The 13,633-nt window shown below is 68.3% G+C and carries 12 protein-coding genes; 7 read left to right on the top strand and 5 right to left on the bottom strand.

Annotated features, from left to right (window positions below; genetic code table 11):
- Window positions 1-194: 194 nt before the first annotated feature.
- A complete protein-coding gene (locus tag B9N97_RS26815; RefSeq protein WP_085090895.1) occupies window positions 195-494 on the bottom strand; it encodes a hypothetical protein in 300 nt (99 codons plus the stop codon).
- Window positions 495-666: 172 nt separating this feature from the next.
- On the opposite strand from B9N97_RS26815, the gene B9N97_RS26810 reads away from it, so the two are divergent.
- The 3 genes from B9N97_RS26810 to putA all read left to right on the top strand — a co-directional run bounded on the left by B9N97_RS26810 (window position 667) and on the right by putA (window position 6,124).
- Window positions 667-1,221 (top strand): DUF1003 domain-containing protein, encoded by a 555-nt coding sequence (locus B9N97_RS26810; protein ID WP_085090894.1) that lies wholly within the window; start codon window positions 667-669, stop codon window positions 1,219-1,221.
- A 201-nt stretch (window positions 1,222-1,422) separates the two neighbouring features.
- The gene (locus tag B9N97_RS26805) at window positions 1,423-2,040 is read left to right on the top strand and encodes a metal-dependent hydrolase (RefSeq protein ID WP_085090893.1); all 618 of its coding nucleotides are present in this window, start codon (window positions 1,423-1,425) and stop codon (window positions 2,038-2,040) included.
- Between the two features lie 373 nt (window positions 2,041-2,413).
- A complete protein-coding gene (gene putA / locus B9N97_RS26800) occupies window positions 2,414-6,124 on the top strand; it encodes a trifunctional transcriptional regulator/proline dehydrogenase/L-glutamate gamma-semialdehyde dehydrogenase (protein WP_143266887.1) in 3,711 nt (1,236 codons plus the stop codon).
- On the opposite strand, the gene B9N97_RS26795 is transcribed toward putA, so the two are convergent.
- From B9N97_RS26795 to B9N97_RS26785, 3 genes are read right to left on the bottom strand one after another with little or no spacing between them, the layout of a single operon-like run.
- Window positions 6,069-7,124: a helix-turn-helix domain-containing protein gene (locus B9N97_RS26795; protein WP_085090891.1), complete on the bottom strand. Its 1,056-nt coding sequence runs from the start codon at window positions 7,122-7,124 to the stop codon at window positions 6,069-6,071. The two genes, putA and B9N97_RS26795, sit on opposite strands and share 56 nt — an antisense overlap.
- 54 nt (window positions 7,125-7,178) lie before the next feature.
- Window positions 7,179-7,994 (bottom strand): alpha/beta fold hydrolase, encoded by an 816-nt coding sequence (locus B9N97_RS26790; RefSeq protein WP_085090890.1) that lies wholly within the window; start codon window positions 7,992-7,994, stop codon window positions 7,179-7,181.
- 27 nt (window positions 7,995-8,021) lie between these two features.
- A complete protein-coding gene (locus tag B9N97_RS26785; protein ID WP_085090889.1) occupies window positions 8,022-8,399 on the bottom strand; it encodes a nuclear transport factor 2 family protein in 378 nt (125 codons plus the stop codon).
- A gap of 231 nt (window positions 8,400-8,630) precedes the next feature.
- On the opposite strand from B9N97_RS26785, the gene B9N97_RS26780 reads away from it, so the two are divergent.
- The 3 genes from B9N97_RS26780 (at window position 8,631) to B9N97_RS26770 (ending at window position 10,602) form a co-directional block, all read left to right on the top strand.
- Window positions 8,631-9,782, top strand: a complete 1,152-nt coding sequence (locus tag B9N97_RS26780; protein ID WP_085090888.1) for an MFS transporter — start codon at window positions 8,631-8,633, stop codon at window positions 9,780-9,782.
- A gap of 150 nt (window positions 9,783-9,932) precedes the next feature.
- Window positions 9,933-10,337, top strand: coding sequence for a hypothetical protein (locus tag B9N97_RS26775; RefSeq protein ID WP_143266886.1), 405 nt, complete (start codon window positions 9,933-9,935; stop codon window positions 10,335-10,337).
- A gap of 85 nt (window positions 10,338-10,422) precedes the next feature.
- On the top strand, window positions 10,423-10,602 hold the full coding sequence (locus B9N97_RS26770) for a hypothetical protein (protein ID WP_085090886.1): 180 nt from the start codon (window positions 10,423-10,425) through the stop codon (window positions 10,600-10,602).
- An 83-nt stretch (window positions 10,603-10,685) separates the two neighbouring features.
- On the opposite strand, the gene B9N97_RS26765 is transcribed toward B9N97_RS26770, so the two are convergent.
- Entirely contained in the window at window positions 10,686-11,984 is a 1,299-nt protein-coding gene (locus tag B9N97_RS26765) for a family 4 glycosyl hydrolase (protein WP_085090885.1), read from the bottom strand.
- Between the two features lie 207 nt (window positions 11,985-12,191).
- Here B9N97_RS26765 and B9N97_RS26760 point away from each other — a divergent pair, with 207 nt between their 5' ends.
- Window positions 12,192-13,556 (top strand): GH1 family beta-glucosidase, encoded by a 1,365-nt coding sequence (locus B9N97_RS26760; protein ID WP_085090884.1) that lies wholly within the window; start codon window positions 12,192-12,194, stop codon window positions 13,554-13,556.
- The last annotated feature ends 77 nt before the right edge of the window (window positions 13,557-13,633 follow it).

Here is a 13,633-nt window from a genome sequence, read left to right as displayed (position 1 = left end):
TCCCTGGCGTTGTGCCCGGCTTCAACTGCCGGCCGTTTTGCGAAACTATGCCAGAGCACTGGGGATGGGGAATGTGCCCCACCCGTGCCGGATGGGAGTAATGCCATTATGCGCCAGGCACCCGCGGCGGTAGCAAGCTACCCCGCCGCGGCCGCTGCCGGCGCGTTCGGACGAAGGACGGTGGAGGGAAGCGGTCAGCCCGGCTTTCCCGCCTCCCGGTTGCGCGGCCGCTTGCCGGCGTCTTCCTTCGGCGTCGGCGGAGCGGCGTGCTGGTCGGGCAGGTCGCGGCGCTGGCCGGTGCCCTCGCCGACGGTGACGGTGGTCGACGGCCCGCCGCCGACGCTGTGCGGCAGGTCGTCGGAACTGCCGGTGCCCACGCCCATGCCCTGGCCGGCGCGGCCGGGAGTGACCGGGCCGCCGCCCTGGGCGCCCGGATTGGGGCTGTCGGCGTTGGAGACGTGGCGGTCCCGATCCTGATCCTTGGGTTTGTCCATCTGGTCCTCCCGGGTTGCGGTTGCCCTTCGGCCAACATGCCGGCCGGGCCGGAGTTCCGGCACTCGCCCGACGGACAGGGGCCGGAACGCCTGACGACCGCCACGGTTTTGAGTCGGCGCCGATCAGGCAACGGCCGGACCGCCGCGAATCATGGAGGCTCACGGAGACGCCATGTCGGCACAACGCCCGCCCACCTATCCACCGCCCCATGCCCCCGGTCTCAGCGCGGTGCTGGAACGCAACATCCAGGCGCTGCAGGCCCGCCGCAAACGGGAGGAGGTGGAGGCGACGCTGCAGGACCGCATCGCCGACAGGGTCACCCGCTTCACCGGCAGCATGCGCTTCGTCTATCTGCACCTGATCCTCTTCGGCGGCTGGATCCTCATCAATCTCGGCTGGTTGCCCATCGTCCGGCCCTGGGACCCGTCTTTCGTCGTGCTGGCGATGATCGCGTCGGTGGAGGCGATCTTCCTCTCCACCTTCGTCCTCATCAGCCAGAACCGCATGGCCGCGGTGTCGGACAAGCGCGCCGACCTCGACCTGCAGATCAGCCTGCTGGCCGAGCATGAGGTGACGAAGCTGGTCACGCTGATCTCGGCCATCGCCGACCATCTGGGGGTGGAGACGGAGGTCGACGCCGAACTGGACGTCATCCGCCAGGATGTCGCCCCCGATGCCGTGCTGGACGAGATCGAAGCGACCCAGGCAAAGGACCGTCCGGAGTGAATCGCCGGCCGGCGCCGGTCTTCCGGCAACCCGCCGTTGCCGAACGCATGGAGGTTATGCGTCCAGGGAATCCCTCCGTTCTACTTGGGTTATTGTTCTGGAACCGGAAGGTATTCTAAAGTCAAACTCCCCCCAATTTCGGGTCCGGCACAGAAGCCATCCCGACAGAGACCAGTTTCAGGCCCCGGTGACCCGACGGTGATGGCGTCCTCTCACATAATCGTCGGTGGCGCCACCTGGTTCTACCTGTCGAGCCGGTACGGGATGACCTTCGACGCGGTCGCCTTCGGCGCGGCGATTCTGGGGGCGCTGGCGCCGGACATCGACCATCCGAAATCGACGCTGGGCCAGATGGTCAAGCCGCTATCCACCGCGGTGTCCAACATCTTCGGCCATCGCGGCGTCACCCATTCGGCGCTCGCCATCGCCGGCTGCCTGTGGGTCCTGCATGAACATGCGGCTTACCAACGGTTGCTGATCCCGTTCATCGTCGGCTATCTCACCCATCTGGCCGGCGACCTGCTGACCCCGGCCGGACTGCCGCTGCTGTGGCCGATCAAGCGGCGGCGCAATTTCGCGCTGCCGATCCTGAAGACGGGCGGCTTTTCCGAACAATTGGCGGTCACGCTGATGGCCGGCTGGATGATCTCCGGCCTGTTCGCCAACGGCTGGCCGGAGTTCCCGCTGCAGCGGCCCTGGCGCTCCGTCGTCGCCGCGGCCCAGACCTATCTGGGGGAGGGCGGCATGGAGAAGGCCGCACCCCCGATCCCCGTGCGCAAGCCGCCGGAAGCCAGCCGTCCGAAGCCGCTGAAGGGCTGACTCCCGGCTGTTCGGGCGTTCTGTCCATCATCCCATCGAATTTGCGGAATCGTGCCAGACATTTCCCCTGTGCCGTCGGCCAGAGGCCCGCGCTGCCGACTTTTATTCGGTAAAAACGGATGCGCCCGTCACGCGGCCCCGAAAACCGGCCGGATGTTCTGAGATTTTGCCGTAGTGCTCGTAATTGATTCTGCGTGAGTGCCTATAGCCAGAATTTAAATCGGCAAAGTGGCTTAAATACCAGTTGGAAAGGATCCCGGAAAATCGGTTAGCCTGACAGGCATCGGATCGGCCTCCGCAACCCGCCGGACACGGGCTTTCCAAAGCCGCCGCTCCACGCCCCCCGACCAGAGCCAGCCACGCGATGAACCAGATGACCGATCCGAGCGTTGTCCCCGCCACCGAGCCGTCCCTCTCCAGCGGGACCGGCCCCTTCGCCGCCTTCGCCCCCGTCGTTCGTCCGGCGGGGCCGCTGCGTCAGGCGATCACCGCCGCCTATCGCCGGCCGGAGCCGGAGTGCGTGGCATGGCTGGTGGATCAGGCGGCGCTGCCGGCCAAGGTGACCAATGCTGCGGCTGAGACCGCGCGCACGCTGATCGCGGCGCTGCGCGCCAAGCCGCAGGGGCGCGGGGTGGAGGGGCTGATCCATGAATACAGCCTGTCCAGCCAGGAGGGCGTGGCGCTGATGTGTCTGGCGGAGGCGCTGCTGCGCATTCCCGACCGCGCCACCCGCGACGCGCTGATCCGCGACAAGATCGCCGGCGGCGACTGGCGCGCCCATCTCGGCAACAGCCCGTCGCTGTTCGTCAACGCCGCGACCTGGGGGCTGCTGGTCACCGGCAAGGTCACCGGCGTGCTGGGCGGCGAGCAGGCTCTGTCCTCCGCCCTGACCAAGCTGATCCTGCGCGGCGGCGAGCCGCTGATCCGCCGCGGCGTCGATTTCGCCATGCGGATGATGGGCGAGCAGTTCGTCACCGGCCAGACCATCGACGAGGCGCTGTCCAACAGCCGCAAGATGGAGGCGGAGGGCTTCCGCTACTCCTACGACATGCTGGGGGAGGCGGCGACGACCGCCGCCGACGCCGACCGCTATTACGCTGATTACGAGACCGCGATCCACGCCATCGGCAAGGCCTCGGCCGGGCGCGGCATCTATGACGGCCCCGGCATCTCGATCAAGCTGTCGGCCCTGCACCCGCGCTATTCGCGTGCCCAGGCCGGCCGCGTCATGGCGGAACTGCTGCCGCGCGTCACCAAGCTGGCCCGGCTGGCCCGCAGCTACGACATCGGCCTGAACATCGACGCCGAGGAGGCCGACCGGCTGGAGCTGTCGCTCGACCTGCTGGAATCGCTGTGCTTCGATCCGGACCTGAAGGGCTGGAACGGAATCGGTTTCGTCGTCCAGGCCTATGGCAAGCGCTGCCCCTACGTCATCGACTTCATCGTCGATCTGGCCCGGCGCAGCGGCCACCGGCTGATGGTGCGGCTGGTGAAGGGCGCCTATTGGGACAGCGAGATCAAGCGCGCCCAGGTCGACGGGCTGGAGGATTTCCCGGTCTATACCCGCAAGCTGCACACCGACGTGTCCTATGCCGCCTGCGCCCGCCGGCTGCTGTCGGCGCCCGACGCGGTGTTCCCGCAGTTCGCCACCCACAACGCCCAGACGCTGGCCACCATCTATCAGATGGCCGCGCATCTGAACGGCGAGTTCAAGGTCGGCCAGTACGAGTTCCAGTGCCTGCACGGCATGGGCGAGCCGCTCTACAAGGAAGTGGTCGGCCCGCTGAAGCGGCCCTGCCGCATCTATGCCCCGGTCGGCACCCACGAGACGCTGCTGGCCTATCTGGTCCGCCGCCTGCTGGAAAACGGCGCCAACAGCTCCTTCGTCAACCGCATCGCCGACAAGAGCGTGTCGATCGACGATCTGGTCGCCGACCCGGTGGCGCTGGCCGCCGCCGCCCTGCCGGTGGGCGAGAAGAACCCGCTGATCGCCCTGCCCAAGGATCTCTACGGCGCCGAGCGGGCGAACTCGGCCGGTCTCGACCTGTCGAACGAGACGACGCTGGCCGAGCTTTCCGTCGCGATGCGCGACAGCGCCACCGTCGCCTGGACCGCCGCCCCGCTGCTGGCGGATGGCGAGCGCCGGGGTAAGGTGCAGCCGGTGCTGAACCCGGCCGACCACCGCGACGTCGTCGGCCACTGCATCGAGGCCGGCCCGGCCGACATCGCCGACGCCTTCCTGTTCGCCGAGGCCGCCGCCCCGGTCTGGGCCGCCACCCCGCCGGCCCTGCGCGCCGCCTGCCTGTTCCGCGCCGCCGACGAGATGCAAACCCGCATGCCGACCCTGCTAGGCCTGATCATCCGCGAGGCCGGCAAGTCCACCGCCAACGCCATCGCCGAGGTGCGGGAGGCCATCGACTTCCTGCGCTATTATGGCGCCCGGGTCCGCGACGGCTTTGCCAACGACACCCATCGGCCGCTGGGGCCGGTGGTCTGCATCAGCCCGTGGAACTTCCCGCTCGCCATCTTCTCCGGTCAGGTCGCCGCGGCGCTGGCTGCCGGCAATCCGGTGCTGGCCAAGCCGGCGGAGGAAACCCCGCTGATCGCGGCGGAGGCGGTTCGCATCCTCCGCGCCGCCGGCGTGCCCGCCGGTGCGGTGCAGCTTCTGCCCGGCGCGGGCGAGGTCGGCGCCGCCCTGGTCGGCCATGCCGGCACCCGCGCGGTGATGTTCACCGGCTCCACCGATGTGGCCCGCCTGATCCAGCGCCAGCTTGCCGGGCGGCTGTCGCCGGACGGCGCGCCGATCCCGCTGATCGCCGAGACCGGCGGCCAGAACGCCATGATCGTCGACAGCTCCGCCCTGGCGGAGCAGGTGGTCGGCGACGTGATCGCCTCGGCCTTCGACAGCGCCGGCCAGCGCTGCTCGGCCCTGCGCATCCTCTGCCTGCAGGAGGATGTGGCCGACCGCACCCTGACCATGCTGAAGGGCGCGATGCGCGAGCTGCGCCTCGGCAGCCCCGACCGGTTGGCCGTCGACGTCGGCCCGGTCATCACGGCGGAGGCGCGCGACGGCATCACCCGCCACATCGAGGCGATGCGGGCCAAGGGCCGCCGTGTCGAATCGCTGCCGCTGCCGGCGGAGACCGCCGACGGCACCTTCGTCGCGCCGACCATCATCGAGATCGACACCATCGCCGACCTGGAGCGCGAGGTGTTCGGCCCGGTCCTGCATGTGCTTCGCTTCCGCCGCGACGATCTGGACCGGCTGGTCGACGCCATCAACGGCACCGGCTATGGCCTGACCTTCGGCCTGCACACCCGCATCGACGCCACCATCGACCGGGTGACCGGCCGGATCGAGGCCGGCAACCTGTACGTCAACCGCAACACCATCGGCGCGGTGGTCGGCGTACAGCCCTTCGGCGGCCACGGCCTGTCCGGCACCGGCCCGAAGGCCGGCGGCCCGCTGTACCTGTCCCGCCTGCTGTCCGTACGTCCGTCCCTGGACATCGGTCTTAACGGCGACGACGCCGTACGTGCACCGGCCCAGGCATTCGCCGACTGGCTGGCGGGGCAGGGCAGGGCGGGCATCGCCACCGACGTACGGTCCCTGGCGAAGCGCTCCCCCGTCGGCGGCAGTGTCGAACTGGCCGGCCCGGTGGGTGAGCAGAACATCTACAGCCTGATCCCGCGCGGCCGCATCCTGCTGCTGCCGCAGACGGAGGAGGGTTTGTACCGGCTGATGGGCGCGGCGCTCGCCACCGGCAACGAGGTGGTGGTGGACGGCGACGCCCCGGTGACCGCCGGCCTGAAGACCCTGCCGGCCGGGCTTGCCGCCCTTGTCCGGGTGACGGCGAACTGGCTGTCCTCCGGTCCCCTGGCGGGCGCGCTGGTGGAGGGTGACTCCGCCCGCCTGCTGGCCGCCAACCGCCGTATCGCCGAACTGCCCGGCCCCCTTGTCCTGACCCAGGGCGTGCCCACGGGCGGCGAGGGGGTTGAGATCGCCTGGCTGATGAACGAGCGTTCCGTCAGCACCAACACCACCGCCGCCGGCGGCAACGCCAGTCTCGTCGCAATGAGCTGAGAGCGGGGCGAGGGGAAATCCCCCTCTCCCCCCGGGGAGAGGGTCGGGGTGAGGGGGAAGCATTGCGTGGCTCTGGTGGGGAACGGAGAGTACGCGATTCTTGAGAATCGTCGCCGCGCGACCCCCTCACCCTAACCCTCTCCCCGGGGGGAGAGGGGATTTCGGCGAGCCTCTGGCGCAACCTCTCCGCTGTTTCTGCATCGGCCGGAAAGAACGCCTCGATCGCCAGTTCCGACAGCGTGACGTCCACCGCCGTCCCGAAAACGGTCGTCGTGCTGAACAGGCTCAGCAAACCAACGGACGTGTGCAGCCGCAGCGGCACCACCACGTCGGGATGATGCCCAGTCTCGCCACCGCCATCATCCAAAGACGAGGCCGGCGCCGGATAGCCCTGCAACTCGCTGCGCAGAGCCACGAGCACCGGGTCCGCGCTCGCCTCGATCTGGCGGGTCAGGCGGGACAGCACATGCTCCCGCCATTGCGCCCAGTTACCGATGCGGCCGGCCAGCCCGTCGGGATGCAGGCTGAGGCGCAGGACATTGACCGGTCCCGCCAGCAGCTTCGCCGACACCCCCTCCAGCAGCGGCGCCACCGCCCGGTTCGCTGCCAGCAGATGCCAATGCCGGTCCACCGCCAGCGCCGGGAAGGGCTCGTGCCCGGTCAGCACCAGATCCACCGCCCTGCGCGCCGCCTCCATCGCCGGATTGTCCAGGCTGTGTTCGCTGTAGACCGGGGCGAAGCCGGCGGCGACCAGCAGGGCGTTGCGCTCCCGCAGCGGCACGTCCAGCCGTTCGGCCAGATGGATCAGCATGCCGCGGCTGGGCTGCGACCGGCCGGTCTCCAGGAAGCTGACATGGCGGGTGGAGATGTCGGCCTCGCAGGCGAGATCGAGTTGGCTGAGGCCACGCCGCTGCCGCCAGGACCGCAGCAGGGCGCCGACCGGCGGCCCGGCCGGTGCCCTGCCGTTGCGGCCGGTGGTCTGAGAGGTGCCATGGGGCATGGTGAGTGCTCCGAACCCATACGGACTCAATATTTTCGGCTGCCATCGTTGCCGTCATCCGCGGGCGAAGGCCAGCAGTTCCGCGTTGAACCGGTCGCGGTGGGTGATGAACAGGCCGTGCGGCGCCCCCTCATAGAAGGACAGCGTGGCGTTCGGCATCAGCGCCACCGTGCGCTCGGCGAGCGCCAGCGGCGTGGTCACGTCGCGGTCGCCATGGACGACCGGCGTCGGCACGGCGATGGCCGGCAGCTCCGCCCGGAAATCGGCCGAGGTGATGGCGCGGTTGCACGCCAGCAGGGCCAACAGCGAGGATTGCAGCGCCATGCCCACGATCCAGCCCTTCATCTCCGCTGATGTCTCCCCGGTCACGAAGGGGTCGATGTTGTCGCCCAGCCATTTCGGGAAGTCGCGCAGCAGCTGCTCCGTCCGGAACGCCTCGAACATCGCCGGATCGACGCCTTCGGGGTTGTCGTCGGTCCGCGCCATCAGCGGCGTGATGGTGCCCACCATCACCACCCCCTTTACCCGCGCGGCGCCATGCCGGGTCAGGTAGCGCACGATCTCCCCCGTCGCCATCGAATGGCCGACCAGAGTCACCTCCCGCAGATCCAGCCCGTCGATCAGCGTGGCGATGTCGTCCGCCAACCGGTCGAAGCCGTAGCCGGACGGGGACTCGTCGGACTTGCCGTGGCCGCGGCGGTCGAAGGCGATGCAACGGCAGCCCTGCTCGGACAGCGGCGCCATCTGATAGGCCCAGGCGTCGGAGGTCAGCGACCAGCTCGACACGAACAGGATCGGTCGGCTGCTCTCCTTCTTGCCCCAATCGCGGTAGAACAGGCGCACGCCGTCGTCGGTGTGGATGAAGCCCATGATCGATCTCCCGGCAATAGGTCTGGTTCAGGCCGTCGGCATCTGGTCGAGGAAGCCGGTGACGCTGCGCAGCCGTCCGTCCGCCGCCAGCAGGGCAAAATCGGTACCGCGGGCGAGTGGCTCGCCACCTTCCGGCCCCAGCGCCCAGGAGAAGCGCAGCCGGTCATTGTGCCCGTCCACGGCCCCCAGCAGGCTGAAGCGCAGGCCGGGGAACTGCCGCTGCACGGCATCGATCAGGGCGTCCAGCCCGTCATGGCCGCTCACCCCCGCCAGCGGGTCGAGATAGCTGGCATCCTCGCTCCAGCCCTGCGCGATCAGGGCGCGGCGGCGCTGCGGGTCGGTCTCGTTCCAGGCGGCGATGTAGAGGTCGGCGATTGCGGCGGGGGTGTGGGTCGCGTCGGTCATCGTCAGGTCCCTTTCTCGGTTCGTTGTCCTGGCCGCCGGATTGTCCCGGCGAACCCAGAATTGCCCGATGGCGGGAGCTGAATCGATTACGTGGCAGGTAATGCCGTACACGAATGATCCCGCGGCGCGCGCATGCCTGCCATCACCGTCGTACCGCGGTACGCGCGCCGGCGATCCGGCTAAGGTCCAAAACCATCACCTTTGCCGTCACCGTCGCCGTTCGGATCCTCCATGCGTCTCATCTTCCTGCTCGGCCTCGCCGGCTTCGCCAGCGCCTTTTCTCTGCGCACCACCGATCCGATGCTGACGCTGATCGCCGACGACCTCGGCGTCACGGTGCGGCAGGCGGCGCTGCTGGCGTCGGCCTACACGCTTCCCTATGCGTTGATGCAGATCGTGCTGGGACCGGTCGGCGACGCCATCGGCAAGTCGCGGCTGGTCCGGCTGGCCCTGTCGATTCTGACGGTCGGCCTCGTGCTGTCCACCATCGCGCCGAGCTACGGCACAGTGATGGCCGGGCGCGTGCTGGCCGGCGCCTTCGCCGGCGGCATCATCCCGGCCTCCATGGCGCTGATCGGCGACCGCGTGCCCTATGAGGAGCGCCAGATCGCCATCAGCCGCTTTTTGCTGGCTGTGATCCTCGGGCAGATGTCCGGTTCCGCCGTGTCGGGCGCCCTGGCCGAGGCGTTCGGCTGGCGCATGGTGTTCGGCCTGTCCTCCGGGCTGACCGCGCTGATCTGCGTCGCCGCCCTGATCGGGCTGGCGCGGGAGGTGGAGACGCGGTCGCCGCTGTCGGTGGCGGACGCGCAGCGGCGCTATGCCACGGTGCTGACCAACCCGGCGTCGCTGATCGTCTTCGCCACCGTGGCGGCGGAAGGGCTGCTGATCTTCGGCGTCTTCCCCTTCGTGGCGCCGGTGCTGATCGAACATGGCGCGGCCGGCGCCTTCCAGGCCGGGCTGACCATCGCCGCCTTTGCCATCGGCGGCGTCTTCTACAGCGCCGTGGTGCGGCGGCTGATCGCCTCGCTCGGCCAATGGGGCATGATGAAGGCCGGCGGTCTGGCCGCCGGTCTGGCCTATCTGGTCATCGCCTTCCCGGTGCCCTGGCCGGTGGTGAGCCTGTGTTTCCTGGTCGCCGGCTTCGGCTTCTACATGCTGCACAACACCATGCAGACCCAGGCGACGGAGCTGGCGCCGACCGCCCGCGGGTCGGCGCTGGCCCTGTTCGCGTCGAGCTTCTTCATCGGCCAGGGGATCGGCCCGGTTCTGTACGGCTACATCTCCACCCACACCGGCTTCGCGCCGCTGTTCCTCGGCGTCGGCGCGCTGACCGCCGGGCTGGGCTTCGCCTCTGCCCGGCTGATCCGGCGGGGACGGACTTAAAGAGGGGAGATCTGCGTCACACCCTTTCCCATTCCCGGGCAACGCGATTAAATTGCGGGCGTCCACAACCGGGGGCCACTGCCCGTGTTAGAAGCGTGCCTGCCGCCTTACGAGTTCCGGCTGCTTGAAGAGCCGCCCTATGTCATCTGCTTGACCGACATCACCATGGACTTCGAGCAGGAGCAGGTCATCTCGGCAGCGGCTGCTCTGAAGCATCAGGGCGGCGGCAGGTACGAGCTTCTACATGGCATCCACGTTTACGACGCGGTGCTCGACAGGGGATGGATGCATTACAGGCGCGATGAGGCCAGGGGGGTCTATCACCCGGATGTGAAGCACCATGTGCTCGACCTCCTGCACGAGTGCACCCGGATTCTCCTCGACCGATATCGCCCGGCCGTTGTCGTCTGCCGTACCGAAGAGCAACTCCCGCTCGGCGAGTTTCCCCTGCGCTTCCGGAAGACAGTCGATTTCCTGACCAAGCTTGGCTACAGGGCAGGGCCGATCCTACAGGATATTGATCGCCGCTGGAGTTGGGAGCACCGTACCGGGTGACCAACTATGAAATTTCATAGTTGTGCATGTTACATTGTGTATGATCGCCATCAGGCCGGTGCGAGGAGCGCGGGAGGATACGAGTATGGGCATTCCGAAGCGTAAGCCACAGGAGAACGGCAGCGGCGTCGATGGCGAAAGCCTGATGGCTCATCTGGATGCCAACGGTGGTCGCTTGCCCGAACCGATCGCCACTGCGGTGAACAAGTCCTGCCGTGACGCATTCCTTCGCGCCCGCGCTCTCCGTGCAGAGCCGAAGCCGTAACCGCTGGCCCATCTTCCCCGCCGAACGGCCGGTGAGCGACAGCGCTCCCGGCCGTTTTCGTATCGGATCGGCCGACAGGCTCCCTACAAACAAGCCCGGATGTAGGGCCGGTTCGCCTCCCACAGCTCGTCCAGGATGGCGACGGCGGCGGTGCTGGAATTGATGACGGGGTCGATCAGTAGGGCCTGCAGCGCCAGTTCCTTCGACCCGTGCAGCGCCGCCTCCACCGACAATTGCTGCACATTCGCCTGGACCGACAGCAGCTTGACGATGCCGTCGGGCAGGCGGCCGAGTGAGATCGGGTGGATGCCGGCGGCGTCGGCCACCAGCGGCACCTCCACCGCCAGCTCGTCGGGCAGGCCGGGGATGACGCCGCGGTTGATGACGATGCCGCTCTCGATGAAGCGCTTCTGGTTGTGCAACTGCCCGGCGATCACCGCCACCGCCCGCTCGCCCCAGGACGGCTTGGTCCAATCGTCGGGGATCGGCTTGCTGCCGTCGATGACGCCGTCCATCAGGTCGCGCAGGATGACGCGGCCCTCTTCGTCGTGGCGGAAGTCGAACCCATGCTCCCCGGCTTCCCAGCCATAGGGCAGGAACTCGCCGGTGTGGTCGTCGCTGGGGGTGACCCACAGGCCGAAGGCGTGGAACAGGCGGCGCGCCAGCGGGGTGAAGGACGGGTCGTGCGTCGCTTCCCGTTCGCGCAGCAGCGGGTAGAGGTCGCGCCCCGTCGCCTTCTCGCGGATCGCGGTCAGCCATTGGAAATGGTTCAGCCCGGCGCCCCAGACATCGACCTCCTTCTCGGCCATGCCCAGGATCTGGCAGATGAACCAGCGCGCCAGGAAGATGCCGTGGCAGAGCCCCAGCGTCCGTACACTGGTGCAGCGCGACAGGCCCAGGACGATGCGGCTTTCCGGATTCGACAGGTTGATGAACAGCGCGTCGGGGCAGATCGCCTCGACGTCGCGGACGATGTCGACGATCAGCGGCAGGGTGCGCAGTGTGAAGAACAGCCCGCCGGGGCCGCCGTTCTCGCCCAGCGTGTGGCGGATGCCGTGCTTCTTCGGCACCTCGAAATCCAGCTTCCACAGCCGGTTGCGGTCGATGGCGATGGCGCACAGCACGAAGCCGGCGCCCTGCAGGGCCGCCTTGCGGTCGGTGGTCTTCTCGATGACGATGCCGGCGTCGCCGTGGCGGTTCATCACCTCGGCCAGCGCCGCCATGCGGTCGAGCGCTTGCCTGTTGGTGTCGACCAGCGTCAGGGTGCTGCCGGCCAACTCGCGGGTGGAGAACAGGTCCTGGAACAGGCTGAGCCCGAAGGCGGCGCTGCCGGCGCCGATGAAGACGATTTTCGTGGTGTTTGGCCCAATGCAATTCGACATGGGTTTTTCCTCCGTGAGCGGAGCGGCTGACCGCCGTCTTATCGCAACAGGCTACGCCTTTCGGACGGGTCCGCACAGTCCCTGCGTGCAGCCACGCCCTGATGCGCCACCGCGTCGCGCCCATGCCGGCCGCATGCTTGTCCCATGGCGAAGACGGTCCGGCTGCGGCATGCTGGGAAAAACGAACGTCCCCGTGGGAGGATAGCAATGGACAGCTTCAGCCAGCCCGTGTCCCAGGCCGCCGATGCCAGACCGCTGAGTTTCCCGCCCGATTTCCACTGGGGCGCGTCCACCGCCTCCTACCAGATCGAAGGCGCGGTGAATGCCGACGGGCGCGGGACTTGCGTGTGGGACACCTTCACCGCTGATGGACGCATCATGGACGGCAGCAGCGCCGCCGTCGCATGCGACCATTACCACCGCTTTCCGGAGGACATCGCGCTGATGAAGGCGGCGGGCTTCGACAGCTACCGCTTCTCCATCGCCTGGCCGCGCATCCTGCCGACGGGAACCGGGGCGGTGGAGCCTCGCGGCCTCGACTTCTACGACCGGCTGGTCGACGGGCTGCTGGAGGCCGGGATCACGCCGATGGCCTGCCTCTATCATTGGGACCTGCCGCAGCCGCTGGAGGATGCCGGCGGCTGGCAGGGGCGGGAGATCGTCGGTCCCTTCACCGACTATGCCCGCATCGTCACCGCCCGGCTGGCCGACCGGGTCAAGACCTGGATGATGCTGAACGAGCCGAACGTCGTCGCCATCTTCGGCTATGGCGTGGGCGAGCACGCCCCCGGCCACAAGCTGGGCGAACAGGGCATCCTGCGCGCCCTGCACCACCAGAACCTCGCGCAGGGTGCCGCGTTGCGTGCCATCGCGGCGGAGCATTCCGGCCTGACGCTGGGCACCGTCCTGAACCTGCAGCCGAGCGTCCCCGACAGCGACCGGCCGGAGGATGTGGCCGCCGCCGCCCGCTGGGACGCGGTGTGGAACCGGGTGACGCTGGATGGTCTGATGCGCGGGCAGATCCCGGCGCTGCTGGCCGACAAGATGGCGGATTTCGTGCTGCCCGGCGACGAGGAGGCGATCCGCTATCCCATCGACCTGCTGGGCATCAATTACTACTCCCGCATGACGATGAAGCATGAGGAGGGGCGGCCCTTCGACGTCGGCTGGGGCGAGGCGCAGTGCCGGCGCTGGACCGGCATGGCATGGCCGGTGCAGCCGGAGGGGCTGTACGACCTGCTGACCGAACTCCGCACCGGCTACGGCAACCCCGCCGTCTACATCGCGGAGAACGGCTGCGCCTATGACGACGTGGTGACGCCGGACGGCCAGATCCACGATGCCGAGCGGGTGCTGTTCTACCGCGAGCATCTGGAATCGGTGGCGAAGGCGCTGGCCGACGGCTGCAACGTCAAAGGCTATCTGTGCTGGAGCCTGCTGGACAATTTCGAATGGGCCTTCGGCCTGTCGAAGCGGTTCGGCATCGTGCGCGTCGATTACGACACGCTGGAGCGCACGCCGAAGGACAGCTATCGCTTCCTCGCCGAGGTTGTGAGAACGGGGAGGCTTTAACCCTTCTTTCGCCGCTGCCCCTGTACTTTTAGCAATATACGTCCTATTCGTTAGTCATACGGACGGTGAAGGATCGA

The sequence above is a fragment of the Azospirillum oryzae genome, assembly GCF_900177515.1.
Lineage (GTDB): Bacteria > Pseudomonadota > Alphaproteobacteria > Azospirillales > Azospirillaceae > Azospirillum > Azospirillum oryzae_A.
Note: the sequence above shows the minus strand (reverse complement) of the source record. Positions and strands in the feature narration are given on the sequence as shown.

Coding starts and splice junctions, on each gene's coding strand:
- B9N97_RS26815 (WP_085090895.1), bottom strand. CDS start 494: ATGGACAAACCCAAGGATCAGGATCGGGACCGCCACGTCTCCAACGCC.
- B9N97_RS26810 (WP_085090894.1), top strand. CDS start 667: ATGTCGGCACAACGCCCGCCCACCTATCCACCGCCCCATGCCCCCGGT.
- B9N97_RS26805 (WP_085090893.1), top strand. CDS start 1,423: ATGGCGTCCTCTCACATAATCGTCGGTGGCGCCACCTGGTTCTACCTG.
- putA (WP_143266887.1), top strand. CDS start 2,414: ATGACCGATCCGAGCGTTGTCCCCGCCACCGAGCCGTCCCTCTCCAGC.
- B9N97_RS26795 (WP_085090891.1), bottom strand. CDS start 7,124: ATGCCCCATGGCACCTCTCAGACCACCGGCCGCAACGGCAGGGCACCG.
- B9N97_RS26790 (WP_085090890.1), bottom strand. CDS start 7,994: ATGGGCTTCATCCACACCGACGACGGCGTGCGCCTGTTCTACCGCGAT.
- B9N97_RS26785 (WP_085090889.1), bottom strand. CDS start 8,399: ATGACCGACGCGACCCACACCCCCGCCGCAATCGCCGACCTCTACATC.
- B9N97_RS26780 (WP_085090888.1), top strand. CDS start 8,631: ATGCGTCTCATCTTCCTGCTCGGCCTCGCCGGCTTCGCCAGCGCCTTT.
- B9N97_RS26770 (WP_085090886.1), top strand. CDS start 10,423: ATGGGCATTCCGAAGCGTAAGCCACAGGAGAACGGCAGCGGCGTCGAT.
- B9N97_RS26765 (WP_085090885.1), bottom strand. CDS start 11,984: ATGTCGAATTGCATTGGGCCAAACACCACGAAAATCGTCTTCATCGGC.
- B9N97_RS26760 (WP_085090884.1), top strand. CDS start 12,192: ATGGACAGCTTCAGCCAGCCCGTGTCCCAGGCCGCCGATGCCAGACCG.